At 71.4% G+C, this 22253-nt stretch carries 24 protein-coding genes, 1 tRNA gene and 1 pseudogene; 20 read left to right on the forward strand and 6 right to left on the reverse strand.

The features are described from left to right. Positions 1-29 precede the first annotated feature (29 nt). Positions 30-2744, reverse strand: a complete 2715-nt coding sequence (locus tag ACH45E_RS08270; protein ID WP_361441709.1) for a GNAT family N-acetyltransferase — start codon at positions 2742-2744, stop codon at positions 30-32. Between the two features lie 134 nt (positions 2745-2878). On the opposite strand from ACH45E_RS08270, the gene ACH45E_RS08275 reads away from it, so the two are divergent. From ACH45E_RS08275 to ACH45E_RS08290, 4 genes are all read left to right on the forward strand, one after another. Continuing rightward, complete coding sequence (locus ACH45E_RS08275) at positions 2879-3463, forward strand: HhH-GPD-type base excision DNA repair protein (RefSeq protein ID WP_361441712.1); 585 nt, start codon at positions 2879-2881, stop codon at positions 3461-3463. 455 nt (positions 3464-3918) lie between these two features. Continuing rightward, positions 3919-4593, forward strand: coding sequence for an HdeD family acid-resistance protein (locus ACH45E_RS08280; protein ID WP_361441715.1), 675 nt, complete (start codon positions 3919-3921; stop codon positions 4591-4593). Further along, a complete protein-coding gene (locus tag ACH45E_RS08285) occupies positions 4590-4910 on the forward strand; it encodes a hypothetical protein (protein WP_361441718.1) in 321 nt (106 codons plus the stop codon). Before ACH45E_RS08280 ends, ACH45E_RS08285 begins: the two co-directional genes overlap by 4 nt. A gap of 60 nt (positions 4911-4970) precedes the next feature. After that, the gene (locus ACH45E_RS08290) at positions 4971-5096 is read left to right on the forward strand and encodes a hypothetical protein (RefSeq protein WP_361441720.1); all 126 of its coding nucleotides are present in this window, start codon (positions 4971-4973) and stop codon (positions 5094-5096) included. Positions 5097-5115: 19 nt separating this feature from the next. Here the strand turns inward: ACH45E_RS08290 and ACH45E_RS08295 are convergent, their stop codons facing one another. Next, the gene (locus tag ACH45E_RS08295) at positions 5116-6732 is read right to left on the reverse strand and encodes a helicase HerA-like domain-containing protein (protein ID WP_361441723.1); all 1617 of its coding nucleotides are present in this window, start codon (positions 6730-6732) and stop codon (positions 5116-5118) included. Positions 6733-6836: 104 nt separating this feature from the next. Here ACH45E_RS08295 and ACH45E_RS08300 point away from each other — a divergent pair, with 104 nt between their 5' ends. Together ACH45E_RS08300 and ACH45E_RS08305 are read left to right on the forward strand one after the other, a co-directional pair. Then, positions 6837-7133: a type II toxin-antitoxin system VapB family antitoxin gene (locus ACH45E_RS08300; RefSeq protein WP_003999914.1), complete on the forward strand. Its 297-nt coding sequence runs from the start codon at positions 6837-6839 to the stop codon at positions 7131-7133. A 112-nt stretch (positions 7134-7245) separates the two neighbouring features. Continuing rightward, positions 7246-7887, forward strand: a complete 642-nt coding sequence (locus ACH45E_RS08305) for a LytR C-terminal domain-containing protein (RefSeq protein ID WP_361441726.1) — start codon at positions 7246-7248, stop codon at positions 7885-7887. A 3-nt stretch (positions 7888-7890) separates the two neighbouring features. Here the strand turns inward: ACH45E_RS08305 and upp are convergent, their stop codons facing one another. Next, positions 7891-8526: a uracil phosphoribosyltransferase gene (gene upp / locus ACH45E_RS08310; RefSeq protein WP_361441729.1), complete on the reverse strand. Its 636-nt coding sequence runs from the start codon at positions 8524-8526 to the stop codon at positions 7891-7893. A 103-nt stretch (positions 8527-8629) separates the two neighbouring features. Between upp and ACH45E_RS08315 the strand changes: the two genes are divergently transcribed. From ACH45E_RS08315 to ACH45E_RS08355, 9 genes and pseudogenes are all read left to right on the forward strand, one after another. Beyond that, positions 8630-8839: a hypothetical protein gene (locus ACH45E_RS08315; protein WP_399040463.1), complete on the forward strand. Its 210-nt coding sequence runs from the start codon at positions 8630-8632 to the stop codon at positions 8837-8839. 375 nt (positions 8840-9214) lie between these two features. Then, positions 9215-9745 carry a hypothetical protein gene (locus tag ACH45E_RS08320; RefSeq protein ID WP_361442587.1) on the forward strand — a complete coding sequence of 177 codons (531 nt, stop codon included), beginning with the start codon at positions 9215-9217 and terminating at the stop codon, positions 9743-9745. Between the two features lie 65 nt (positions 9746-9810). Next, a complete protein-coding gene (gene tadA, locus ACH45E_RS08325) occupies positions 9811-10242 on the forward strand; it encodes a tRNA adenosine(34) deaminase TadA (RefSeq protein WP_361441732.1) in 432 nt (143 codons plus the stop codon). Between the two features lie 100 nt (positions 10243-10342). After that, a tRNA-Ser gene (locus ACH45E_RS08330) sits at positions 10343-10427 on the forward strand. Positions 10428-10513: 86 nt separating this feature from the next. After that, positions 10514-10693 carry a hypothetical protein gene (locus ACH45E_RS08335; RefSeq protein WP_361441735.1) on the forward strand — a complete coding sequence of 60 codons (180 nt, stop codon included), beginning with the start codon at positions 10514-10516 and terminating at the stop codon, positions 10691-10693. 18 nt (positions 10694-10711) lie between these two features. Next, positions 10712-11005 (forward strand): Dabb family protein, encoded by a 294-nt coding sequence (locus ACH45E_RS08340; protein ID WP_361441738.1) that lies wholly within the window; start codon positions 10712-10714, stop codon positions 11003-11005. A 203-nt stretch (positions 11006-11208) separates the two neighbouring features. Continuing rightward, entirely contained in the window at positions 11209-12036 is an 828-nt protein-coding gene (locus tag ACH45E_RS08345; RefSeq protein WP_361442590.1) for an RNA polymerase sigma factor SigF, read from the forward strand. 338 nt (positions 12037-12374) lie between these two features. Beyond that, positions 12375-13310 carry an RNA polymerase sigma factor SigF gene (locus tag ACH45E_RS08350; RefSeq protein ID WP_361441741.1) on the forward strand — a complete coding sequence of 312 codons (936 nt, stop codon included), beginning with the start codon at positions 12375-12377 and terminating at the stop codon, positions 13308-13310. A 247-nt stretch (positions 13311-13557) separates the two neighbouring features. Further along, positions 13558-14755, forward strand: a pseudogene (locus tag ACH45E_RS08355) (RNA-guided endonuclease InsQ/TnpB family protein). 12 nt (positions 14756-14767) lie between these two features. On the opposite strand, the gene ACH45E_RS08360 reads toward ACH45E_RS08355, so the two are convergent. Further along, entirely contained in the window at positions 14768-14965 is a 198-nt protein-coding gene (locus ACH45E_RS08360) for a hypothetical protein (RefSeq protein ID WP_361441743.1), read from the reverse strand. 205 nt (positions 14966-15170) lie between these two features. On the opposite strand from ACH45E_RS08360, the gene ACH45E_RS08365 reads away from it, so the two are divergent. The 3 genes from ACH45E_RS08365 (at position 15171) to ACH45E_RS08375 (ending at position 19216) form a co-directional block, all read left to right on the forward strand. After that, entirely contained in the window at positions 15171-15689 is a 519-nt protein-coding gene (locus ACH45E_RS08365; protein WP_361441746.1) for a MarR family transcriptional regulator, read from the forward strand. Between the two features lie 20 nt (positions 15690-15709). Next, on the forward strand, positions 15710-18283 hold the full coding sequence (locus ACH45E_RS08370; protein ID WP_361441749.1) for an MFS transporter: 2574 nt from the start codon (positions 15710-15712) through the stop codon (positions 18281-18283). 111 nt (positions 18284-18394) lie between these two features. Beyond that, positions 18395-19216, forward strand: coding sequence for a YceI family protein (locus ACH45E_RS08375; RefSeq protein WP_361441752.1), 822 nt, complete (start codon positions 18395-18397; stop codon positions 19214-19216). A gap of 311 nt (positions 19217-19527) precedes the next feature. Here the strand turns inward: ACH45E_RS08375 and ACH45E_RS08380 are convergent, their stop codons facing one another. Next, positions 19528-20232 carry a GAF and ANTAR domain-containing protein gene (locus tag ACH45E_RS08380; protein WP_361441755.1) on the reverse strand — a complete coding sequence of 235 codons (705 nt, stop codon included), beginning with the start codon at positions 20230-20232 and terminating at the stop codon, positions 19528-19530. Positions 20233-20262: 30 nt separating this feature from the next. Then, on the reverse strand, positions 20263-20982 hold the full coding sequence (locus ACH45E_RS08385) for an ANTAR domain-containing protein (protein WP_361442593.1): 720 nt from the start codon (positions 20980-20982) through the stop codon (positions 20263-20265). A 233-nt stretch (positions 20983-21215) separates the two neighbouring features. On the opposite strand from ACH45E_RS08385, the gene ACH45E_RS08390 reads away from it, so the two are divergent. Both ACH45E_RS08390 and ACH45E_RS08395 read left to right on the forward strand, forming a co-directional pair. Continuing rightward, entirely contained in the window at positions 21216-21578 is a 363-nt protein-coding gene (locus ACH45E_RS08390) for an STAS domain-containing protein (RefSeq protein ID WP_361441757.1), read from the forward strand. Between the two features lie 30 nt (positions 21579-21608). Next, positions 21609-22079 (forward strand): PPOX class F420-dependent oxidoreductase, encoded by a 471-nt coding sequence (locus ACH45E_RS08395; RefSeq protein WP_361441760.1) that lies wholly within the window; start codon positions 21609-21611, stop codon positions 22077-22079. Positions 22080-22253: the final 174 nt, after the last annotated feature.

A 22253-nucleotide genomic window follows, 5' to 3' on the forward strand; every position in this document is an offset into this window, starting at 1 on the left:
CGGCGGTACGGGCGATCCTCACCGGTCCTTCAGCGGCCACCGTCGTCCGGGAAGGCCACCGTCCTTCGCAGGAAGGCCAGTTGGGCGCGCTTCTGAGGCAGGTACACGTCCGGGATGTCGATCTCCGGCAGTACGACCGCCTCGCCCGCCTCGAAGCCCTGTTTGAGGAAGCGGGCGATCGCCTTCTCGTTCGCCACGTCGGGGTCGACCACGATCCGCCGCCGGTCCGGGTCGCGCAGGGCGTACGCGGTGACGGCGGTCAGCAGGTGGGACGACCAGCCGGGGCGCGCGCCGCCGGGTCCCGCGGGCGCGAGCAGCAGGTGGAGGCCGATGTCGCCGGGACGGACGTCATAGCACTCGCCGACCCGGTCGGCCTCCGGTTCGTACGTCTGGAGGAGCCCGGCCGGGGCGCCGTCCTTGACGACCAGGAAGGCGTGGTGGGTGTCGAGCGTGTCCATGTGGGCGTAGATCTCCGCGACCTGGTCCCGCGTCAGGCCCGTCATGCCCCAGAAGACGGCCCGCTCCTCGCGCACCCAGGCATGGACCGTCCCGGCGTCGGCGTGCGGGTCCAGGGGCAGGACGCGGACGGTGCCGAAGCCGTCGATCACCTGCTCGTGGACGGCCTCGCGGGCGGCGTACGGGTCGGACGTCAAACTCACCTCGGGCTCCTTCGTGAGCTGGTCGAAGTCGGTGACGACGGGGACGAGGTCCCCGGCGAGCCACCGGGGCTGCTGGTCGTGGTGGTGGGGCGAGCCGGGCACGCCCGAGGCGCCGAAGGGGACCACCCAGCGGCTGTCCTCGCGCCGGGCCAGGTCCCACACGTACCGGGCGGCCGGGCCGCGCGCGCTCAGGTCGGTCAGGCCGGGCACGGCGGAGGTGCACAGCACGCAGTCGTGGTCGCCGGACAGCCCCGGCGCGTCGTACGACGTCGTCGGCAGCGCCCGCCAGGGGGCGAGGCGGTGGCTGTCGCCCCAGGTGCCGGCGGGCCGCGCGGCGGCGACCTCCTCGACGGCCGCGCGGACGGCGGCGGGACGGTCGATGCCGTACAGGTCCTCGGCGGTCAGCAGGTGTTCGAGGGCGAAGCCGATGCGTGGGAGGAGGGCGAGCCAGGGGAGGAGGACCTCGGGGTAGGCGGGCGGTTCGGTGAGGGCGGCGAACGCGGGGTGGGCGGCGAGCCGGCGTACGACCGCGCCGCGCACCGCCGCGTAGGCCGCCGCGTCCGTGCCGGCCGCGTCCATACGGCGGTCCCAGGCGAGGAGGCGGTCGCGCAGCGCGGCGGCGGCCGGGGACAGTCCGTCCAGGACCGCCAGGTGGTGCAGCAGGGGTGCGGCGGAGGCGAGGTAGGTATCCATGTGGATGGCGGGCATGTCACCGGCCGACCACCGCCCCCTCTCCCGCAGCAGGGCGGTGATGCGGTCGGCGCGGTGCGGCGGGGCGAACTCCACGCCGAGCGGGGCCGCGGGGCCGCGCTGGTTGGCCATCACCGCGATGCCGTCGGTCAGCCCGGCGCGGGGCGTCTCCTGCCGGCCCCGCCACTCGTGGCCGGGCTCCCAGGCGGGCACCGGCCGGACGCGGTTGGCCTCCGCCCTGATCGGCACGCTGCCCGCGACCCGGTGCAGCAGGCCGCCCTCGGTGTCGGCTGCCAGTACGACGTTGACGGGCTCGGCCCAGGCGTCCAGCGCGCGGTCCACGTCGGCGACCCGGCGGGCGCGCAGGAGGGGCAGGAGGGCGCTGAAGCCGAGGTCCCCGGTCACCCGGGGCGGGTAGCGCAGGGCGAGGGCGGTGGGCGTGCCGAGGAGACCGGCGGCCGGGTCGTGTCCGTCGAGGCCCTCCGGGCCGCCGGCGATCACCGGCCCGCGCTCCGTCTCGATCACCTCGACCTCGACCGGCGCCTCCCCGGCGACCTGAACCGTCTCGGTGTGCCGGTGGGCGCGGCGCCAGACCCCGTCGGCGCCGAGTGCTTCCACTCCCGCCCCGGTGCGTCGCAGCCGCTCCCGGTAGAGGTCCTGGTAGTCGGCCATCGCGTTGGTGATGGCCCAGGCGACCGTGCCGGTGTGGCCGAAGTGGGCGATGCCGGGGACACCGGGGACGGCGAGGCCGACGACGTCGAACTCCGGGCAGGACAGGTGGATCTGCTGGTAGACGCCCGGGTCCTCGATGAAACGGTGCGGGTCGCCCGCGATGAGGGCCTGGCCGGTCGTGGTCCGCTCGCCGGCCACCAGCCAGCCGTTGCTGCCGGAGGTGCCGGGGCCGTCGGCGGCGAACAGGCCGACGGCCTCCTCGCCCAGGTGCCGTACGGCCTGCTCGCGCCAGAGCTTGGCCGGGAAGCCCGCGAAGAGGATGTGGGTGGACAGCCAGACGCCGAGCGGGGTCCAGGGCTCCCAGCGGCCGGGGGCGAGGCCGGTGCGGGCGAACTCCGGTGCGTCGGCACCGGCCAGCCCTTCGTTGACACCGTCGACGTACGCCCGCAGCCAGTCCGCCGTCTCGGGGTCGTCTTTCCCCAGGGCCGCGAAGCAGCGCCGGGCCGTGTCGTCGAGGCGGGCCCGTCTGACGAAGACGTCCCAGGCGAGTTCCTGCGCGCCGAGGAACGAGGCCGAGGTGCCCCGCGCCCGGTGCCGCTCGACCTCCAGCTGCCAGGCCCGGTCGCGGGCGGTGACGCGACCCTGGGCGCGGGCGAGTTCGCGTGCGCTGCCGGCGCGCAGGTGCGGAATTCCCCAGGCGTCGCGGTAGGTCCCGGTGGTCACCCCACACCCCCCATTCCCTTAAGGTAAGCCTTGCCTAACAATCCGCCGTGATCGTACGCGATACGACGGGCATACGACGGACACCCCCTCGGAGCGGGCGGCGCCACGACCCGCTTCAAGGGATGATCGGGTTTATGGACGTCACCCTGCACCTCGCCCAGGAGCCCGAGGCCGACGAGCTCCTCGGGCGGTCCCCGCTCGCCGCGCTCACCGGGATGCTGCTGGACCAGCAGGTCCCGATGGAGTGGGCGTTCAAGGGCCCGTCGACCATCGCCCGGCGCATGCGCGCCGACGACCTCGACGCGCACGACATCGCGGCCCAGGACCCGGAGGCCTTCGCGGCCCTGCTCTCGGAGAAGCCGGCCGTGCACCGCTACCCCGGCTCCATGGCCAAGCGCATCCAGCAGCTGTGCCAGTACCTCGTCGAGCACTACGACGGCAACGCCGAGCTCGTCTGGAAGGGCGTCGACGACGGGCGGGAACTCCTGCGGCGACTCCAGGAGCTCCCTGGCTTCGGCAAGCAGAAGGCCCAGATCTTCCTGGCCCTCCTGGGCAAACAACTCGGCGTACGGCCCAAGGGCTGGCGCGAGGCCGCGGGCACCTACGGCGAGCCGAAGTCCTTCCGCTCCGTCGCCGACATCACCGGCCCGGAATCCCTGGCCAAGGTCCGCGCCCACAAACAGGAGATGAAGGCAGCGGCGAAGGCCTCCGGCAAGTAGCCGGGACGGCCGTCCGCGCCCTCGCCGACGCGGCGAGCGGACACAGCCGGGTCGGCCCGACCGGCACCGGACTCGGAGGCTTTCCTGCGTCGGCCAAGGTGGCCTGGGCAGGCGTGGCAGTCGGGGCAGGCCGGTCGAACCGGCAGGCGGGTTGACGCGCAGCCATGACGGGGTGAAGGGGCGCAACCCCCGGCGGGGGCAGGGGCACAGCCCCGCGAAGGCCCAGGGGCACAGCCCCGCCGGGGTCGAAGGGGTGGAGCCCCTGGAGGTCGGGAAGGGTAGGGGCGGCGGGGGCGAGAACCCGGCGCCGAGCGCAGCGCCGCAGGCCGCAACGTGCCCCGGCCCGGGGATGGCCGGGGCAGGCGGTGCCCCGCCGCAGCACGCCGGAAGCCCGGGCTCATCCGTGCGGCCCTGTCCGGATGGCGGGGCCGTCCAGGCCGGGCCGAGCATGGAGCATGACCGAGTCACCGAGCAGTGATCCGACCTGGGGCCGGGAGTTCGACGACCGGGCCGCGCACGCGCACACGGCCGGCCGGGCCGCGGGCGGGCGCGAGCCGGAGCCGCCGTTCGAGGGGCCGTTGCACGCCCTGTCTCGCGCCGCCTGGCAGGTCGTCCTGGTCACCGGCATCGCGTCGCTGATCCTGGGGATCCTGGTGCTGGTCTGGCCGGGCCCCTCCCTGCTCGCCGCCGGCGTGCTCTTCGGCATCTACCTGCTGATCAGCGGCGTCTTCCAACTGGTCGCCGCGTTCGGCACGCACAAGGCGGCCTCGCTGCGCGTGCTGGCCTTCATCAGCGGCGCCCTGTCGATCCTGCTGGGGCTGTTCTGCTTCCGCGGGCCGATGCAGTCGATCCTGCTGCTCGCCCTGTGGATCGGCATCGGCTGGCTGATCCGCGGGATCACCCAGACCCTGGCCGCCGCCCACGACAGCACCGTGCCCGCCCGCGGCTGGCAGATCTTCCTCGGGATCGTCACCTTCGTCGCCGGTATCGTGCTGATCGTCTCGCCCTTCCGGTCGGTCGCCCTGCTCACCCTCATCGCCGGCTGGTGGCTGGTGATCGTCGGCATCGTCGAGATCGTCACCTCGATCGGCATCCGGAGCCGGGCCAAGCAGATCCCGGTCACCGTGTGAACCGCCCAGGGCACCAAGCCCTGCGCGTGCTCGTGCTGCTGCTGGCGCTGTCGGTGCCGGGCACGCAGACACAGGCCGCCCCGATGCCGTCCACGCCGCCCGGGCTGTCCGTGTCATCGGACGAAACCGTCGCGTACGACCTCCTCGAGCCGGCCCTGCGCCCTCCCCCCTGCTCCGTACAGCGGGCCGGAACACCCCTGCGCCCCGCGCCGCTTCCCGACCCGGCCCCCGGCCACCCGCGGGGCCTCTCCCTCCCGCCTCCGTCCCCGCCCCCGCACACCTCACACACCCTGCGCTCCGTGGTCCTGCGCTGCTGACGAGCCCCGCCCGAACGCTCAGTCAGCCGCCCAGTCCAGTACGACGCAAGGAACACCGGCATGCCCACAGACCCCTACGCGGTCCTGCGCGCCCTGCTGCGCGCCGAGGCCGTACGCAGCACCGCCAGACCGGACGTGAAGAAACCCCAGCCGCAGGTCCCGCCCGAGAAGCACCGGGACCGCTGACGCACCGGCGGGGGCGGGCCTACCGCCTCCGCCGTGCCGTGCCGAACAGGGAGCGGGTGATCTCACGGCCGATCTGGGTGCCCACCGACCGGGCCAGGGACTTGAACACACCGCTCCCGACGACCTGTTCCACGAGGGACGGCTCCTCTTCCGGAGTCCTCGCAGGCGCACTCGCAGGCGCACTCGCAGGCGCACTCGCAGGCGCACTCACGGGCGCACTCGCGGACTGCTTCCCCCGCCCCGCCGCGAGCCTCTCGTACGCCGACTCACGGTCCACAGCCTGTGCATAACGCTGATGGAGCGCGGACGACCGCACCGCGTCGTCGAGGGCCGCCGCGTCGACCGGGCCCATCGACGACTGCGGCGCACACAACCGGGTGGCGGCCACCGGAGTCGGGGCGCCCTTCTCGCTGAGGACGGTCACCACGGCCTCCCCGGTGCCGAGGCCGGTGAGGAGCTCCTCCAGGTCGTACGCGGAGTCGGGGAACGTCTTCACCGTGGCCCTGAGGGCCTTCTGGTCGTCCGGGGTGAAGGCCCTGAGCGCATGCTGGACGCGGTTGCCGAGCTGGCCGAGGACGTCGGACGGCACGTCCTTCGGGGTCTGGGTGACGAAGAAGACGCCGATCCCTTTCGAGCGAATGAGACGCACGGTCTGCGTGATCGACTCCAGGAACGCCTTGGAGGCGTCGTCGAACAGCAGATGCGCCTCGTCGAAGAAGAAGACCAGCTTCGGCTTGTCGACGTCACCGGCCTCCGGGAGGTCGTGGAAGAGATCGGCCAGCAGCCACATGAGGAAGGTGGAGAACAGCCGCGGCTCCTCCTGCACGGCGGCCAGTTCGAGGACGGAGACGACGCCCCGCCCGTCCTCGGCCGTGCGCAGGAACTCCCCGGTGTCGAACTCCGGTTCCCCGAAGAAGTCCGCCATGCCCCGCGCCTCGAAGGCGGTCAGGGAGCGCAGGATCACCCCGGCCGTGGCGGTGGACAGCCCGCCGATGCCCTTCAGTTCGGCCCTGCCCTCGTCGGAGGTGAGGAAGGCGACGACCGCCCTGAGGTCCTTGAGGTCGATCAGTTCCAGGCCCTTGGTGTCGGCGTAGTGGAAGATCAGGCCCAGGCACTGCTCCTGGGTCCGGTTGAGCTGCAGCACCTTGGACAGCAGCACCGGGCCGAAGCCGGTGACCGTGGCCCGCACCGGGATGCCGTGGCCGAGGCCGCCGAGGGCGAAGTACTCCGCCGGGAAGGCGGTCGGCGTCCACCGCTGGTGCACCTCGGCGGAGCGGGAGCGGACCTTGTCGTTCGACACGCCCGGCGCCGAGATCCCGGACAGATCGCCCTTGACGTCCGCCAGGAAGACCGGCACGCCCTGTGCCGACAGCTGCTCGGCGACCAGCTGGAGCGTCCTGGTCTTGCCGGTGCCGGTGGCGCCCGCCACCAGGCCGTGCCGGTTCAGCATGGCCAGGGGGACGCGGATCCGGGCGTCCGGGAAACAGTCGCCGTCCCACAGCAGGGCGCCCAGGTCGAGCGCCGGGCCCGGGAAGGCGTAACCGGAGGCGATCCGCAAAGCCTCGGCGGGAAGGGCCCGGTCACCGGCGGGGGCCTCGGAAGGGGTGGCGGGCCGCACGGTCTCACTGTCACTCATCACAGCCCCCTGTTCCCGGTATGACCGGAATACGGCGTCTTTTCCAGCGTCGCACTGCGTCGCCTGGGCTGCGCCCGGAACGTCAGGACCGGTAGGCTTTCCGTGTGATCTTCAAGCGCATCGGAAACGGCCGGCCGTACCCCGACCACGGCCGGGAAAGCACCCGGCAGTGGGCGGACGTCGCGCCGCGCCCGGTCCGCCTCGATCAGCTCGTGACGACCAAGGGCCAGCTCGACCTGGAAACCCTCCTCGCCGAGGACTCGACCTTCTACGGCGACCTCTTCGCGCACGTCGTGAAGTGGCAGGGCGATCTGTACCTGGAGGACGGCTTGCACCGCGCGGTCCGCGCGGCACTGCAGCAGCGTCAGGTCCTGCACGCGCGCGTGCTCGAACTCGACTGATCACCCGGATCTACTCGCCTTTTCGGGTGTAGTTGACCCTTTCGGGTTCCGCTGACCGGCGTCGAATGATCATCTAGTAGGAATCGCCGCCCGGGCGCACTACGCTGCGCTCATGAGCATGCTGACTCCTCCCGGCATGGGCGGCCAGTACCGCATCACGGGGGACAAGTACCCGCGGATGCGCCCTCCCCGCCGGACCGGCAGGCTCGTCTTCCTGACGGTCGCCTGCGTCACCGCACTCGGGGTCGCCGGCTGGGGCACCGTCCAGCTCATCGACGTGTTCACCGGCGGCGGGGACAAGGACGCCGCGACCGGCGTCAAGGCGGACTGCCCGGCCACGACGAAGGTGAGCCCCGCCGCGCGCGTCAAGGCGCTGCCGGAGCCCGGGAAGATCACCGTCAACGTCTACAACGCCACGGCCCGCACCGGCCTGGCCAAGCACACCGCGGACGAGCTGAAGAAGCGTGGCTTCCGTATCGGCGACGTGGGCAACGCGAGCAAGCAGTACGACAAGAAGATCAAGGGCACCGGGATGCTCCTCGGCCCCGCCTCGGCGCTGAACACCTCGCTGCCGGTCGTCGCCGCCCAGCTCGCCGGCGCCGAACAGCGCACCGAGGCCACCCGCAAGGGCGACACCGTCGACCTGATCATCGGCAACGGCTTCAAGGACCTCAGCAAGCGGGCGGACGCCGACAAGGCCGTGGCCGCACTGACCACGCCCGCGCCGGCGTCCGTCAAGAAGAAGGACTGCTGAGGCCTACTCGGCCGCCCCGTACAGCCGGTCGCCCGCGTCTCCCAGGCCGGGGACGATGTAGCCGTGCTCGTTGAGGTGGTCGTCGACGGCCGCCGTCACCACGGTCACCGGGGTGCCCGCCAGCTCGCGCTCCATGACCTCGACGCCCTCGGGCGCGGCGAGCAGCACCACGGCGGTCACGTCGTCGGCACCGCGCTTGATCAGCTCCTGGATCGCCGCGACCAGCGTGCCGCCGGTGGCCAGCATCGGGTCCAGGACGTACACCTGGCGGCCTGAGAGGTCCTCCGGCATACGCGAGGCGTACGTGGAGGCCTGGAGGGTCTCCTCGTTGCGGATCATGCCCAGGAAGCCCACCTCGGCGGTCGGCAGCAGCCGCACCATGCCGTCCAGCATGCCGAGGCCGGCGCGCAGGATCGGCACGACCAGCGGGCGCGGGCGGGCGAGTTTCACACCGGTGGTGGCGGCGACCGGGGTCTCGATGTCGACCGCTTCGGTGCGCACGTCCCGCGTGGCCTCGTAGGCCAGCAGGGTGACCAGTTCGTCGGCCAGCCGGCGGAAGGTCGGGGAGTCGGTGCGCTGGTCGCGCAGCGTGGTGAGCTTGTGGGCGACCAGGGGGTGGTCGACGACGTGGAGACGCATGCCCATAACAGTAACCGCGCCGACCCGCACCTCGCGCTGGCATCAAACCGCCTGTCCGGGGGAACGTGGAGGGACGGACTGGGGTGGTGTGACTGTGCCTGACCTGCCTGAGAACCGATCCGAGACGCCCGAGGACACCGCCGGGAGGCAGCGCGTGTCGCCGCCGGAGACGGATGCCGAGCGCCGGCGCCGCCGGGCCCGGTTCCTGCGCGAGCTCGCCGAGGCCCGGGAGTTGCGCGACCGTGTCCAGCCCCGCCGGGCGAAGGTGGCCAGACTCCGACACGCCATGCGCATGCGCACGTTCCGCTGGTAGCCAGGAGGAAGACCGGCAGGAACACTCAGGAAGACCGGTGGGAAGACCTGGGCAGTCGGCGGGAAGACCGGTAGGAAGATCCGTCTTCCCCGGGGTGTTCCCGGTAACGCCGTGCGTGGACTGCTGGAAAAGCCGCGTACGATCCGCACGTGGCGGCAACGAGTGCGCTGGTGATCTGGTCGCGGGCACGCGGGGGCCTCCGCGCGTCCGTGCGAGCAGAACTGCCAGACACAGGGAGCGGAAGACGTCCCCTGAACGCCTTGTTTCTGCCACGATTCCGAGTGGGTGGGGCTCGGAGCCTGAGCTCTCCCCGCCCAAGAACCTCCGCCGGGGGGACCCCCAACCGGCACGCCTATGACCAGTGGGAGAGTCACGGTGTACTTCGCCGCACTGCTCGCGCGCACCGAAGACGGGTGGGAAGCGAGCGACACAGAGCTCGACGATGTGGAAACCCTGTCCGATCTGGCCGACCTGGCCCGGGAGGCCAATCCCGATGACGACACGGTGCTCGTCCTGATCGAGCAGGAGGACGCCTGGTTCGGCGTCGTCCGCGTGGACGGCGAGGACGACCCTCGCATCTACGTCTCGGACGCCGCCGCCGCCGCCCGCAGTGCGTACGGCGAGCTGCTGCTCACGGACGAACTGCTCGGCCGCGAGCCCGGCTCCGACGGCCCCGACCTGGACGCCCTGGACCTCGACGGCACCGAGGACGGCGAGTCCGAGGACGATGACGACGAGGACGGCACCTCCGCCGACGCGGTGCCGCACAGCCCGGTGGGCGACAGCGAGATCCTCGACGACCTGGGCATCGGTGAGAAGAAGCTGCGTGCCCTGGACGCGGACGACGCGCTGAGTACGATCGCCGAGGCCCTGGGCGCCTCGGAGGTGCTGGAGACCGTCCGCTGACCGCCCCGGACGGGACGCCGTGGGGGCGGACACCGGACCCGGTACGCGACCGCTGGCGGGCCGCGATGCGGCTCGCCCTGGACGAGGCCCGTACGGCCGTCCGGGGCGGGGACGTTCCCGTCGGCGCCGTCGTGCTGTCCACGGACGGTACGACGGTGCTCGCGACCGGGCACAACGAGCGCGAGGCCACCGGCGACCCCACGGCCCACGCCGAGCTGCTCGCCCTCCGGCGGGCCGCCGCCAAGCTGGGCGAGTGGCGGCTGACCGGATGCACGCTCGTCGTCACGCTGGAGCCCTGCACGATGTGCGCGGGCGCGCTCGTGCAGTCCCGCGTGGACCGGGTGGTGTACGGCGCCCGTGACGACAAGGCGGGCGCGGCCGGTTCGCTCTGGGACCTCGTCCGCGACCGGCGGCTCAACCACCGCCCCGAGGTCGTCGGCGGCGTGCTGGCCGACGACTGCTCCCGGCTCCTCACCGATTTCTTCCGGGAACGCTGAGGAACACAGAGGAACGCTGAGGAACGCTGAAGCCCACGCTTCCGGGTGCACCCCGAAACGGATTTCAGAGCATGGCCCGCCGTGCTGTAAGGTCTCCCTCGGTAGCGTGTCCGAGCGGCCGAAGGAGCTCGCCTCGAAAGCGAGTGTGGCGCAAGTCACCGAGGGTTCAAATCCCTCCGCTACCGCCGTAAAAGGGCCCCGTCCATTGGATGGGGCCCTTTGTGCGATTATCAACAGCGCTCGGGCCAGTCAGCGACAGGGGGAGGCCGCGGTGGCGGTGAACGCCAAGAAGATCGCCGTGTACGTGCTCGTGGTCTTCGTGATGTACGTGATCATCACAGACCCGGCCAAGGCGGCCGATTACGTCAAGATAGGCTTCGAGGGCATATCGGACGCCGCCAAGGCCATAGGCGACTTCATGACCTGGGTGGCCGACGGGGCGAAGAGCTAGCGGAAAGAGCTGGAGCCCATGATCCGCCACCTGGTCCTGTTCAAGCTCAACGAGGGCGTCGGGCGCGACGATCCGCGGGTCGTGGCGGGCGAGGCGGCCTTCCGCGCCCTGGACGGCGAGATCCCCGAGATCCGCCACTGGGAGCTGGGCTGGAACACCAGCGACCGGCCCATCGCGTACGACTTCGCCATCAACTCCGCCTTCGACGAACCGGACGCGCTGCGCCGCTACGCCGAGCACCCGGCACACCAGGCCGGCGTCGGCCTGTGGCGGGAGTTCGCCACGTGGGTGATCGCCGACTACGAGTTCTGAGCCCCCGGGTCCACGCGCCCCTTCGACCCCCGCCGTCCCGGCGGGGGCCGCGCTGCTTCCTGGCTTCTTCCCCATGCTTCTTATGGATGGTTTTAGCGGTGAATTACGTTCAACACGGCGTTATGAGGTGCTTGCGCACAGTGCACATGTCTTGTGATGCTATGACCGCTTTTGGCGGATGATTGACCGATGAAGAGGTGGCGTTGACCGTGTCGGCCAGTACTGCGCCACCCCAGGAGGAGGCCCCCGCCCCCGCCCCCGAGAAGCGCCGCGGTGCCGACACCCGCGCCCTCACCCAGGTGCTCTTCGCCGAGCTCAAGGACCTCACACCGGGCACCCCGGAGCACGACCGGGTGCGCGGGGCGCTGATCGAGGCGAACCTCCCGCTCGTGCGCTACGCGGCCGCCCGCTTCCGCTCCCGCAACGAGCCCATGGAGGACGTGGTCCAGGTCGGCACCATCGGCCTGATCAACGCCATCGACCGCTTCGACCCGGACCGGGGCGTGCAGTTCCCGACCTTCGCGATGCCCACGGTCGTCGGCGAGATCAAACGATACTTCCGGGACAACGTGCGCACCGTCCACGTACCGCGCCGGCTGCACGAGCTGTGGGTACAGGTCAACAGCGCGACCGAGGACCTGACCACCGCCCTGGGCCGCACCCCCACCACCGCCGAGATCGCCGGGCGGCTGCGTATCAACGAGGACGAGGTGCTGTCCTGCATCGAGGCCGGCCGTTCCTACCACGCGACCTCCCTGGAGGCGGCCCAGGAGGGTGACGGGCTGCCGGGACTGCTCGACCGCATCGGCTACGAGGACCCGGCCCTGGACGGGGTCGAGCACCGCGACCTCGTACGCCACCTCCTGGTCCAGCTCCCCGAGAGGGAACAACGAATTCTGCTCCTGCGCTACTACAGCAATCTCACCCAGTCTCAGATCAGCGCGGAACTCGGCGTCTCCCAGATGCATGTCTCCCGCCTCCTCGCCCGCAGCTTCCAGCGACTGCGTTCCGCGAACCGAATCGAGGCATAAGCCGGAGCACGAAGGGGCGCAGGGGCGCACTGGAGTGGGGCACGGGCTCATCCGGGGTGTCACGGATAAGACTCGCAAGCAGGATCGAGGCATAACCGGCGCGAGCGAATCACCCACCGGGGCACTTCCCGACAGTTGTGCCCCGAAAAACCGTCAGACCCCTTCTTTCCAGGGCCGATTCGCTTCCGGTGTGTCGACAAGTCACTACAGCGTGTTGCCGACATGTGACATTCTGCGGGAAGCGCGTTTGCCGAGGCTCCGGCTCCGGTATTCAGGTGAGGGCTGCGTTCCTTCGTGGGAGCGCCGCCGCGACCGTCCCGCGACCCAAAGGGGGTGGCATGTCCGCAGAACAGGGCAGCTCGAAGGTGCTCACGCCCACGCTGAGCGAGGCAGCACCCAAGGAGCTCGATGCGATCGACGTCCTCGACGACGCCACGCCCCTCGAGCCCGCTTCGGCCCCGGCCGTTCCGGCCGCCGACGCCCCGGCGTTGCCGCCGTTGCCCGCCTCGGCGGACATCGACACCCGCACCCTGTCCCGCTCCCTGTTCCTGCGGCTGGCCACGCTCGACCAGGACAGCCCCGAGCGTGTCTACGTCCGGGACACGCTGATCGAACTCAACCTCCCCCTCGTCCGGTACGCGGCGGCCCGCTTCCGCAGCCGCAACGAACCGATGGAGGACATCGTCCAGGTCGGCACGATCGGCCTGATCAAGGCGATCGACCGCTTCGACTGCGAGCGGGGCGTGGAGTTCCCGACCTTCGCGATGCCGACGGTCGTGGGCGAGATCAAGCGGTTCTTCCGCGACACCTCCTGGTCGGTCCGCGTGCCGCGCCGCCTCCAGGAGCTGCGGCTGGCCCTCACCAAGGCCAGCGACGAGCTCTCCCAGAAGCTGGACCGCTCCCCGACGGTGCCCGAACTCGCCGCCGTCCTGGGCGTGTCCGAGGAGGACGTGGTCGACGGCCTGGCGGTCGGCAACGCCTACACGGCGTCCTCGCTGGACTCCCCCGCCCCCGAGGACGACGGCGGCGAGGGCTCCCTGGCCGACCGGCTCGGCTACGAGGACACCGCCCTGGAGGGCGTGGAGTACCGGGAGTCCCTGAAGCCGCTGCTGGCCAAGCTCCCGCCCCGGGAGCGGCAGATCATCATGCTGCGCTTCTTCGCCAACATGACCCAGTCCCAGATCGGCGAGGAGGTCGGCATCTCCCAGATGCACGTCTCCCGGCTGCTGACCCGGACCCTGGCCCAGCTCAGGGACGGCCTCATCTCCGACTGAGCCTTCCTGTCCGGGACGCTCGCGTTCGACTCATGGCCGCCGATGCGCCGTCACCACGGCAGCATCGGCGGCCGTTGCCTTCCTTGACGCGGTGCTGACCGCTTGCGGGAGGCGGCGCGGTGGGGAAATCCGGGCTTTCTCCGTTGCGGCCTTCAGCTTCGCTTCGAGATCCTCGCAGACAGCAAATATAATCCGCCTTTTGCTCTTTTGGTCACTCATGAGACCACTCATGAGTGACGTCCCGGTCATGCAGCTCCGCTACAACTACCGGGCGTACCCGGACGCCGCTCAGCGCCGTGCGCCGGCCAGTGCGTTCGGGTGTGCCCGCGTGGTGTGGAACGACTGCCTGCGCGACCGGAAGGAAGCGCACGCGGCCGGGCTGCCGTATGTGAAGTCGGCGGAGTTGTCCCGGCTGCGCATCACCCAGGCCAAGGCCACCGAGGAACGCGCCTGGCTCGCCGACGTCTCAGCGGTCGTCCTGCAGCAGTCCCTGCGGGACCTGGACACCGCCTGCAGAACTTCTTCGACTCGGTCAAGGGCATGCGACAGGGCCGAAAGGTCGGGCCGCCCCGTTACAAGTCGAAGAAGGACACCCGGCAGTCGATCCGCCTGAATACCAACGCCTTCTCACTCCAGGACAACGGCACGGTGTACGCGGCCAAGGTCGGCAACCTGAAGGTCAAGTGGTCGCGCCGGCTTCCGGCCGCGCCCACCTCCCTGACCATCACCAGGGACAGCTGCGGCCGGTACTTCCTCAGCTTCGTCGTGGACACCGCACCGGACATCCTCCCCGATGTGGAGAGCGATGTCGGTCTCGACCTGGGCCTGTCCGCCTTCGCCGGGCGGAGAAGAAGCTCAAGCGCCTTCAGCGGGAACTCTCCCGCAAGGTCAGGGGATCGAAGAACCGGGCCAAGGCCCGCATCAAGGTCGCTCGCCAGCACGCCAAGGTGGCGGACCGGCGCCGGGACTGGCACCACAAGGCATCCACACGGATCATTCGCGACAACCAAGCGGTGTATGTGGAAGACCTCGCGGTGTCCGGTCTCGGGCGCACCCGGCTCGCCAAGTCCGTGCACGACGCGGGATGGTCCGCGTTCGTCGGCATGCTGGAGTACAAGGCGGCCAAGCACGGCCGCACCTTCGCCAAGGTGGACCGTGCCTTCCCGTCCTCTCAGGTCTGCTCGGCCTGCGGATTCCGCGACGGCCCCAAGCCCCTGCACGTCCGCCAGTGGACGTGCGGCGAGTGCGCCACCGTGCACGACCGCGACCACAACGCAGCCCGTAACGTCCTCTCCGAAGGACGCCGTATCGTCGCCGCCGGACGGGCGGAGACGCCAAACGCCTGTGGAGTGCCGGTAAGACGGGCACGCGTGCCCGCACAGCGCGTTGAAGCAGGAAGCCCCCGGAAGGGTCACACGACCCAGGCCGGAATCCCTGGACTTTAGCCAGGGAGCACGTCAAATGAGCGCGAGCCAGGCGACCGCCGCCACGATCGCGATCGCCGCGACGACACCGACGATCAGACCGATGCGGGGGCCGGACGAGGCGGCCGCCTGCTGCTGCCGGCCCTGGGGGGCCTCGTCGACGAACGCGCGGAACATCTGGGTGTTGCCTGCGGGGTCGTAGTTGCCCTGGGGGCCCTGGGTGTTAGCCATGGCCCGAGACACTAGCGAATCCGGCAGTGCGGCCCAAGTGGGGGGCACTGCAGGTGGGCATGCACCCCGGAGCCCCACCCACCTGCGCATTTACGATCGCAATACTTGCTTTTGCCAAGTTTTTATCCCGCAACCCCCGAACTTGTTTGCCTGCAGCAACCAAGCAAGTCTATGGTTGCCCCAAGCAACGAATACGGGAGGTGTGATGGCGCAGCAGGCGCAGTTCGAGGAGCTGGCGCGTCAGCTCAGCGCCTTCGGCGCCGTGAAACGGGACCTGGGACGGATCCTGCCGTCCGACTGCCCGGCCGGTTCCGCCGGTGTGCTGACGCTGCTCAGCCGCCATGGGGACATGCGCATGAGCAAGCTCGCCGAGCTGCTCGCCGTGGACATGTCGGTGACCAGCCGGCACGTGACGCACGTCGCCGAGCGGGGCTGGATCGAACGGGCACCCGACCCGGCGGACAAGCGCTCGCGCATCCTGCGGCTCACCCCGGCGGGCGAGGCCAAGGTCTGCGAGCTGTCCCGGCGCAGCACCGAGCTGCTGGCCGAGCGGCTGAGCGACTGGTCCGACGACGAGGTCGGCCAGTTGATCCGGCTCATGACGCGGCTCAGGGCGAGCTTCGGCGACTGCCGGACCACCCACACCCGGGCCACCCACGCCGGGCCCGCCCACACCGGGGCCACCGCACCCGTAATCGAAACGACCACCCGTACACCCGCATAAGACGTAAGAAAAGGAAGCCCATGGCAACGACCACACCAGCCGGTGTGCGGGCTCACGCCAAGCACGGGGGAGGCGCGGACGCCCACGCCCCGATGACGCACCGGCAGATCATGGAGGCGCTCTCCGGGCTGCTGCTCGGCATGTTCGTGGCGATCCTGTCGTCCACGATCGTCTCCAACGCCCTGCCGCACATCATCGGCGACCTCGGCGGCGGCCAGTCCGCCTACACCTGGGTGGTCACCGCGGCCCTGCTGTCGATGACCGCTGCCACCCCTCTGTGGGGCAAGCTCGCCGACCTGTACAGCAAGAAGGCGCTCGTCCAGATAGCCCTGGTCATCTACGTCCTGGGTTCGGCCGCCGCCGGTCTGTCGCAGAACGCCGGCATGCTGATCGCCTGCCGCGTTGTGCAGGGCATCGGCGTCGGCGGTCTGTCCGCCCTGGCGCAGATCGTCATGGCGGCGATGATCTCCCCGCGTGAGCGCGGCCGTTACTCCGGCTACCTCGGCGCCACCTTCGCCGTCGCCACCGTCGGCGGCCCGCTGCTCGGCGGTGTCATCACCGACACCTCGTGGCTGGGCTGGCGCTGGTGCTTCTACGTCGGCGTACCCTTCGCGATCATCGCGCTGATCGTGCTCCAGAAGACCCTGCACCTGCCCGTGGTCAAGCGCGAGGTCAAGGTCGACTGGGGCGGCGCGACCCTGATCGCCGCGGCCGTCTCGCTGCTGCTCGTCTGGGTCACCTTCGCCGGTGACAAGTACGACTGGCTGTCCTGGCAGACGTACGCGATGGTCGGCGGTTCGGTCGTCCTCGGCGCGCTGTTCGTGCTCGTCGAGTCCAAGGCGAGCGAGCCGATCATCCCGCTGCGCCTGTTCAAGAACAGCACCATCACGCTGGCGTCGCTCGCCTCGCTGTTCGTCGGTGTCGCCATGTTCACCGGCACGGTGTTCTTCAGCCAGTACTTCCAGCTGGCCCGCGACAAGTCCCCGACGATGTCCGGCGTCATGACCATCCCGATGATCGGCGGTCTGTTCGTCTCCTCGACCGTCTCCGGTCAGTTCATCACCCGCACCGGCCGCTGGAAGGCGTGGCTGGTCAGCGGTGGCGTCCTGGTGACGGCCGGCCTGCTGATGCTCGGCAGCATCCGTTACGACACCGAGTACTGGCAGATGGCCATCTGGATGGGCCTGCTGGGTCTCGGCATCGGCATGATGATGCAGAACCTGGTGCTCGCCACGCAGAACCAGGTGGCGCCGTCCGACCTCGGCTCGGCCAGCTCCACGGTCACCTTCTTCCGCTCGCTGGGCGGTGCGGTCGGCGTCTCCGCCCTCGGCGCGGTGATGTCGCACCGGATCACGCACTACGTCCAGGACGGCATCGCCGCCCTGAGCCCCAAGTACCAGGCCGCCATGGCCGGCTCGGGCTCCACGGACACCATCCCGGACATGGACAAGCTGCCGACGCCCATCCGGACGCTGCTGGAGAGCGCCTACGGCCACGGCATCGCCGATGTCTTCTTCATCGCCGGAGGCCTCGCGGCCATCGCCTTCCTGATCACGCTGTTCATCAAGGAGGTCCCGCTGAAGACCAAGGGCGCGCTGGCGCAGGCCGCCGCGGGCGAGGCCCCGGCCGTGGACCCGGCCGCCGCCCCGGTCGTCGCCGAGGCCCAGGCCCCGGTCGCCGAGGTGTCCGAGTCCGCCGGGGAGCGGGTGCCCAGCTGGGCCGCCCCGACCTCCGCGACGTCCGACGCCTCCGCCGCCGAGGCGGGGCCCGAGGGCACGCAGCGCTTCGCGGCCGTCGCCACGGTCGCCGAGCCCACCGCGACGGGCAGCGGCGGGGGTACCCCGCTGCACGGCTTCGTCCGCGGCGCCGAGAGCGCCCCGGTCCCGCAGGCCGCGGTCACCCTGATCTCCCTGTCCGGCCGCCAGTTGGGCCGCTCGGTCGCGCGGGCCGACGGCTCCTACGCCCTGGACGCGCCGGGCGCGGGATCGTACGTCCTGATCGCCTCCGCCGACGGCTACCAGCCGCAGGCGTCCACCGTGGTGGTGGGCGAGGAACCGGTGCCGTACGACATCCTGCTCAGCGGCACCAGCGGGCTGAGCGGTGTGGTCCGGGCGGCGGGGAGCGCACTGCCGGTCAAGGACGCCATGGTGATCGTCACCGATGTGCGCGGCGATCTGCTGGCCACCGGGAACACCGGTGAGCAGGGCGACTTCGCCTTCGCCGAACTGGTGCCGGGCGTGGTCACCGTCGCGGTCAACGCCACCGGCTTCCGGCCGCGCGCCCTGCCCGTCGAGATCGGCGCCGCCGGGGTCACCCGGATCGACGTCGGCCTGGACGCCGGCGCCCAGCTCCAGGGTGTCGTACGGGCCCCGCACGGTCCGCTGGCCGACGCCCGCGTGACGCTGGTGGACCAGGCGGGCAACGTGGTCGGCTCGGCCACCACCGGGACGGACGGGGCGTACGCCTTCGCCGACCTGGACAACGGCGAGTACACCGTCATCGCGACGGGCTACCCGCCGGTGGCCACGGCCCTGACGGTCTCCGGCACCGGAGTCGACGGCCACGACATCGAACTCGCCCACCCCGGCGAGTAGTCCGACCCCGGCCCGTGGCGGGCGCACCCACAAGGACGCGCTCGCCACGGGCCGGTTCCATGCCCCGCAACCACGCGCAACGCACAAGGCTTTTCAGGGAGACGACTTCAGATGGGACTGACCGCGAGGATCCGCACCCGGGACGGATGGGCCGTGTCGCACGCGGTCGTCACGGTGACCGACATGACGGGCACGCAGGTGCTGCGCGCCGAGGCCGACGCCGAGGGCGCGGTGCGGGACGCCACCGAGCTGGCGCCGGGGGCGTACACGGTGATCGTCACGGCCGTCGGGTACGCGCCCGCCGCCGCCAGCGCGCTCGTCACCGCCAGCGGGCGGGCCGAGGTCGGGACGGTGACGCTGGCCCGGCAGGGCGGCACCGAGCTGCCCCCGCCCGGCCCGTGGACCATCGACCCGGCGCACTCCTCGGTGGGCGCCGTCGCCCAGCACCTGGGCATCTCCAGCGTGCACGGCCGCTTCACGGACTTCACCGGCGCGATCGAGATCGCGCCCGACGACGTCACCAAGTCCCGCGTCGAGGCCGTCATCCGGGCCGCCTCCATCGACACCGGCAACGGCATGCGCGACACCCACCTGCGCTCCGCGGACTTCCTGGACGTCGAGCGGCACCCCGAGATCACCTTCCGGTCGACGGGCCTGACGGCGGCCGGCTCCGACCGCTGGACGGTGCACGGCGAACTGGCGATGCACGGCATCGTCCGCCCGGTCGACCTCGACCTCGCCTACCTCGGCACCGGCGCCGACCCGTGGGGCGGCACCCGTGCCGCCTTCCGGGCGACGGCGGAACTCCACCGCGAGGACTTCGCCATGAACTACAACCAGGTCCTCCAGGCGGGCATCGCGGCCATCGGCACCACGCTCAAGGTGGAACTCGACATCCAGGCGGTCCAGGGCGAGACGCTACCGCTGGGCTGAGCCCGGCTGCTCGCCCCGCCGCGCCCGGCCCGCCCGGCCCGCTGCCGCTCGCTCGACCGGGACGGGGGTGCCACCACCCACCGGACCGGGGCGAGGCAGCGCACGGACCCGCGGCGGGCTCCCGCTCACCCACCGAACCGCCACGGCCCGCGGCTCGCGCCGGCCGGACAGGCCTCAGCACCCGGCCGAGGCGGCCGGACGCCACCACCGACCCGGTCACCACATCCGGGCAGAACCGCACGCGGAACCCCGGCGGGCTCCCGCTCACACGCCGAACCGCCACGGGCCCGTGGCGCGCGCCGACCGGTCCGCTAGCGTTCCGCCGTCGGCGGTGGGGTGCCGCCTACTCGGGTCACCAGGTCGGTGCACAGGTCGCGGAGCTTGACGTTGCGGTTCTGGGAGACGCGGCGCAGCCGGGCCAGGGCGTTCTGGGCGTCCACGCGTTCACGGGCCATCAGGATGCCGATGGCCTGGTCGATGACGCTGCGGGAGAGCAGGGCGACACGTACGTCGGCGGCGGACTGCTGCTCGCGCTCGATGTGCAGGGCCACGTTGACCGCGTCCGCGGCCCGCGCCGCGAACTCCCGGGCCTGCTCCCGGCAGGCGGCCAGCACATCCGGCTCGGCGGCGTAGAGGTTGAGGGCGGCGCCCGTCTCCCCCTCGACGTCGAGCGGCAGCGCCAGCACACTGCGGACGCCGACGGAGAGCGCGTACGCCCGGTACGCCGGCCAGCGCGTCTCCCGGGCCAGATCCGCCGCGTACCGCTCCCGCCCGGAGGCGGCCGCGTCCACGCACGGGCCCGAGCCGTTCTCGTACTGCCGCTGGTCCAGCCCGCCGGGCATGCCGCCGCTCCCCGCCAGGGTGAGCAGCCGGTCGGCGCGGCGCACGGTCACACTGCACGCCACCACGCCGGGCAGCTCGTGCACGGCCCGGTCGGCCAGATCGCGCAGCAGCGTGTCGAGACCACCGCTGCGCGCCATCGCCCGGTCCAGCGTGTCGGGGGTCTCAGAGGTCATGCCCTACCGGATATCCCGGGACCGGCGCCCTCAAGCCCCTTTCGTGCCGCCCACGATGCGGCGGGCCAGATCGCGGAGCTTGATGTTCTCGCGCTGGGAGGTGCGGACCAGGCTGTCGAAGGCCTCCGCCGCGTCGATGTCGAGGCGTTCCATGAGGATGCCGGTGGCCTGGCCGATCAGGTCCCGGGTGCGCATGGCCTCGGTGAGCTGCTCGCGGACGGTCACCGACTGGAGGGCCAGGCTGACATGGGCGGTGAACAGCCGGCCGACCCGGGTGGAGGCCTCGTCGAAGGCGCGCGGCTTGCGGGAGTAGGCGGTCAGCACGGTGAGCCGGCGGCGGTCGGCACGCAACCGCAGGGAGAGCACCGACCGCAGGCCCAGATCGGACAGCAGCCCGCCGCCGCCGTCGCTCCCGCTGTCCTCTATCCGCGCCACCGGCGCGTTCCACAACTGGTCCCAGTGCCGGGCGCTCCCGTCGCCGTTCGGGGACTCGGCGGTGCGCACGACCTCGTCGGTCCAGGCGATCGTCCGGCGCAGCTCACCGCGCTGGATCTCGGAGATCCCGGCGTGCTCGGCGCCGGGCAGCAGATGCACCGCCAGGTTGACCGCCGTGCTCAGGGTGCCGTGCGGGGTGGTGGTCTCGTGCAGTTGCTGCGCCGCCACCGTGAGCGCCTCGGCCAGCTCGAAACCGACCGGCAAACCGGGCACATCAGAAAAGTCAGACGCAGTCACCACGAACCTCTTCGGCATGCACGGCCACACGGCCATGCGCAGGAGAGCTCCGCAGCACATTCCCGACTGCGAGCACAGGACGTACAGCACTCTAGCTGCTCTGTTGCGGCGAGGTGACCTTCGCCCGACGGTCCGGCGGCGGCACGCTTCCCTGCCCGGACGGGGCGTGGTGGAATGGGCCGCGGGTCAGGAAGCGGCCGGGTTCCATTCCGTCATGAATGCGGACGACCGTCTGCCGTCAGGTGAGTGCCGTGACCCTCCTCCCGACCCCCCGCGACCCGCGCGGCCTGCCCGGGCGCACGCTGATCACGCTCCCCCCGGAAATCGACCTGAGCAACGCCGACGCCCTGCTCGGCCACGTCCTCTCCGCCGGCCACGCCCGCGCCGACCGGCTGCGCGTACTCGTCCTCGACCTCACCCGCACCACCTTCTTCGACTCCCAGGGCGCCCGCCTGATCCACGACATACGCCGCGGGCTGCCCCCGCACACCGAGGTCCGCGTGGCCGCCCACCCCTGGGAACTCCCCGGCCGCGTCCTGCAGCTGACCGGCGTACGCCGGGACGTCCCGGTGTACGACGACGTCATGGATGCGCTTACCGCCCCGTCCCCGTGATCGCGGTGCCCACGGCCTACGCTGGCCCGCATGGCACCGAACATCGCGACCAACACCGCCGTGTCCCTCGACGCGTTGCTGGACTTCGTCCGCCCCCGTCACCACGCCATCCTGCTGACCCGGCGGGCCGACGGCGGCCCCCAGGGGTCGCCGCTGACCTGCGGGGTCGACGACTCGGGCCGGATCGTGGTCTCCACGTACCCCGAGCGCGCCAAGACCCGCAACGCCAAGCGGGACCCCCGCGTCAGCGTCATCGTGCTCAGCGACGACTGGAACGGCCCCTGGGTCCAGATCGACGGCACCGCCGAGGTCATCGACACCCCGGACTCCGTCGAGCCCCTGGTCGAGTACTACCGCAACATCGCCGGCGAGCACCCGGACTGGGACGAGTATCGCGAGGCCATGCGCAAGCAGGGCAAGTCCATCATCCGCATCACGCCCGAGCGCTGGGGCCCGGTCGCCACCGGGGGCTTTCCGGCGCGACTGGTGTCCGAGGAATAGTCCGGGACGCCCGGCCCTCCTCGGCGGACGGAGTCCGTCGCAGCGCACCGACGCCTGCGCAGCAGTGCGAGGGGCGCGAACAGAAGGGGCCCGCGAGGCCATGCGCAAGCAGGGCAAGTCCATCATCCGCATCACGCCCGAGCGCTGGGGCCCGGTCGCCACCGGGGGCTTTCC

The sequence above is a fragment of the Streptomyces sp. NPDC020299 genome (genome assembly GCF_044387825.1).
Taxonomy (GTDB): domain Bacteria; phylum Actinomycetota; class Actinomycetes; order Streptomycetales; family Streptomycetaceae; genus Streptomyces.

What these genes read in the sequence shown, in the direction of transcription:
- ACH45E_RS08360 (WP_361441743.1), bottom strand. Translation starts at nt 14,965, where the DNA reads ATGGCTAACACCCAGGGCCCCCAGGGCAACTACGACCCCGCAGGCAAC.
- ACH45E_RS08305 (WP_361441726.1), top strand. Translation starts at nt 7,246, where the DNA reads ATGAGCATGCTGACTCCTCCCGGCATGGGCGGCCAGTACCGCATCACG.
- ACH45E_RS08380 (WP_361441755.1), bottom strand. Translation starts at nt 20,232, where the DNA reads ATGACCTCTGAGACCCCCGACACGCTGGACCGGGCGATGGCGCGCAGC.
- ACH45E_RS08375 (WP_361441752.1), top strand. Translation starts at nt 18,395, where the DNA reads ATGGGACTGACCGCGAGGATCCGCACCCGGGACGGATGGGCCGTGTCG.
- ACH45E_RS08385 (WP_361442593.1), bottom strand. Translation starts at nt 20,982, where the DNA reads ATGCCGAAGAGGTTCGTGGTGACTGCGTCTGACTTTTCTGATGTGCCC.
- ACH45E_RS08290 (WP_361441720.1), top strand. Translation starts at nt 4,971, where the DNA reads ATGCCCACAGACCCCTACGCGGTCCTGCGCGCCCTGCTGCGCGCCGAG.
- tadA (WP_361441732.1), top strand. Translation starts at nt 9,811, where the DNA reads ATGCGGCTCGCCCTGGACGAGGCCCGTACGGCCGTCCGGGGCGGGGAC.
- ACH45E_RS08350 (WP_361441741.1), top strand. Translation starts at nt 12,375, where the DNA reads ATGTCCGCAGAACAGGGCAGCTCGAAGGTGCTCACGCCCACGCTGAGC.
- ACH45E_RS08275 (WP_361441712.1), top strand. Translation starts at nt 2,879, where the DNA reads ATGGACGTCACCCTGCACCTCGCCCAGGAGCCCGAGGCCGACGAGCTC.
- ACH45E_RS08395 (WP_361441760.1), top strand. Translation starts at nt 21,609, where the DNA reads ATGGCACCGAACATCGCGACCAACACCGCCGTGTCCCTCGACGCGTTG.
- ACH45E_RS08365 (WP_361441746.1), top strand. Translation starts at nt 15,171, where the DNA reads ATGGCGCAGCAGGCGCAGTTCGAGGAGCTGGCGCGTCAGCTCAGCGCC.
- ACH45E_RS08280 (WP_361441715.1), top strand. Translation starts at nt 3,919, where the DNA reads ATGACCGAGTCACCGAGCAGTGATCCGACCTGGGGCCGGGAGTTCGAC.
- ACH45E_RS08370 (WP_361441749.1), top strand. Translation starts at nt 15,710, where the DNA reads ATGGCAACGACCACACCAGCCGGTGTGCGGGCTCACGCCAAGCACGGG.
- ACH45E_RS08340 (WP_361441738.1), top strand. Translation starts at nt 10,712, where the DNA reads ATGATCCGCCACCTGGTCCTGTTCAAGCTCAACGAGGGCGTCGGGCGC.
- ACH45E_RS08295 (WP_361441723.1), bottom strand. Translation starts at nt 6,732, where the DNA reads ATGAGTGACAGTGAGACCGTGCGGCCCGCCACCCCTTCCGAGGCCCCC.
- upp (WP_361441729.1), bottom strand. Translation starts at nt 8,526, where the DNA reads ATGCGTCTCCACGTCGTCGACCACCCCCTGGTCGCCCACAAGCTCACC.